This is a genomic window from Streptomyces sp. NPDC059853, from assembly GCF_042731495.1.
Classification (GTDB): domain Bacteria; phylum Actinomycetota; class Actinomycetes; order Streptomycetales; family Streptomycetaceae; genus Streptomyces.
Map to the genome: position 1 here is coordinate 1 of NZ_JBHWJL010000531.1, position 1,773 is coordinate 1,773.

Sequence of the window (1,773 nt, forward strand, 5' to 3'; positions counted from 1 at the left end):
GGCCGCAGGACCGCCGTGGCGGACGGCCGCGTGCCGGGGCCGCCGGGCGGCAGCGCCTCACGCGCCGCCTGGGCGGCGAGCTTGGCGACCACGCGCTCGGCGATCCGGGTCGCGCCGCGCTCGGCGGCGGGCACCACCGTGGTCATCGGATCTCACCTCCGCCGGTCACGCTCGCCGCGGTCCCGGACCCGGAAGAAGTCCCCGGGCTCCAGATCGCCGTCGGCGAACCGGCCGGCCACGAATCCGATCGCGCCCAGGGCCGCCACCAGAAGGAAGGCCCCGAACCCGCCGAAATACCCGGCGAATCCCAGTGCCATGCCGGCCACCATGCCGACCACCGCCATGCTCATGCGTCCGCTCCTTCTCCGCGCGCCGCCCCCGGTGCCCCTGCTGCCGTCCTACTGCAACGCCGGGCGGGAGTCCTCGTCATCTTCCTCGCTGTCGGGCAACTTCACATCCACCACGGCGATGTTGACCTCGACCACTTCCAGTCCGGTCATCCGCTCGACGGCCGCGATCACATTCTCCCGGACGGTGCGGGCCACATCGCCGATGGAGACCCCGTACTCGACGACGATCTCCAGGTCGAGTGCGGTCTGCACCTCCCCCACCTCGGCCTTGACGCCCCGGGTGGCCGACTTGCCGCTGCCCGGGACCCGGTCGCGTACGGCGCCGAAGGTGCGGGCAAGACCACTGCCCATCGCGTGCACGCCCACCACGTCGCGGGCGGCGAGACCGGCGATCTTCGCCACCACGGCGTCGGCGATGGTGGTACGTCCCCGGGTGGCGGGATCGCCCGTCCCCCGTCGCCCGGCCAGTGCCGTCCTGCTGCCCGGCAGTTCGGTCGTCGTCACGGTCCCGTCTTCGCCCTCGGACACCGGACCTCACCCCATTTCCGTCTTCCGCGTCCTCGAACGGCGCTCGCTTCGCCGTTCCCGGTCACCCTACGCGTGCCCGGGGATCGGGTGGCCGACTCCTGGCAACTGGCCGGGGGCGGCAGGGGGCCGCGCGGCGGTGGCCGGGTGGTGGCGGCGATGCCCCCGTCCGCAGGGGAGTCCCGGCGCGGCAACCGAGCGCGGGCGGCCGTTACTCGCCGAGGCCGGTCAGATCGCGCAGCCGCCGGGTCTGGGCGGCGCGTTCGGCCTCGCGCTGGGCCTCGGGGGCCAGGGTGCCGGCGGTGGCCAGCAGGGCCTTGGTCTCGGTCACCGCGGCGCGCGGGGCGGCCAGCAGGGCGGTGGTCAGATCCTCGGTCGCGGCGGCCAGTTCCGCGGCCGGGACCACGAGGTTGGCCAGTCCGGTGCGTTCGGCCTCCTCGGCGTGGATGGTGCGGCCGGTGGCGCACACCTCCAGGGCGCGCGGATAGCCGAGGAGTTCGACCAGGGGGCCGGTGCCGCCCAGGTCGGGCACCAGGCCGAGGGTGGTCTCGGGCATGGTGAAGGCCACGTCGTCGGCGCAGATCCGCAGGTCGCAGGCGAGCGCGAGCTGGAAGCCGGCACCGACGGCGTGCCCCTGCACGGCGGCGACACTGATCAGGTCGGTGCGCCGCCACCAGGTGAACGCCTCCTGGTACTCGGCGATGACCGCGTCGATCTCGCCGTCCGGGCGGCGGGCCAGGGCGGGGAAGGAGACCTCGCCGTCGATGCCCTCGGGGGTGAACGCCCGCCGGTCGAGACCGGCCGAGAAGGACACCCCTTCGGCGCGCAGGACCACCACCCGTACGGCGCCGTCCAGCCGCCGGCCGGCCTCGGCCAGCGCCCGCCACAGGGCGGGCGT

General features: G+C 74.8%; 3 protein-coding genes. All 3 read right to left on the reverse strand.

Features of this window, described 5'->3' with window-relative positions; genetic code table 11:
• Positions 1–152: 152 nt before the first annotated feature.
• Positions 153–350 (reverse strand): hypothetical protein, encoded by a 198-nt coding sequence (locus ACFV5N_RS27600; RefSeq protein ID WP_046722961.1) that lies wholly within the window; start codon positions 348–350, stop codon positions 153–155.
• A gap of 48 nt (positions 351–398) precedes the next feature.
• Positions 399–839 (reverse strand): Asp23/Gls24 family envelope stress response protein, encoded by a 441-nt coding sequence (locus ACFV5N_RS27605; RefSeq protein WP_385605208.1) that lies wholly within the window; start codon positions 837–839, stop codon positions 399–401.
• 247 nt (positions 840–1,086) lie between these two features.
• On the reverse strand, positions 1,087–1,773 hold a 687-nt coding region (locus tag ACFV5N_RS27610; protein ID WP_385605206.1), incomplete at its 5' end, for an enoyl-CoA hydratase/isomerase family protein.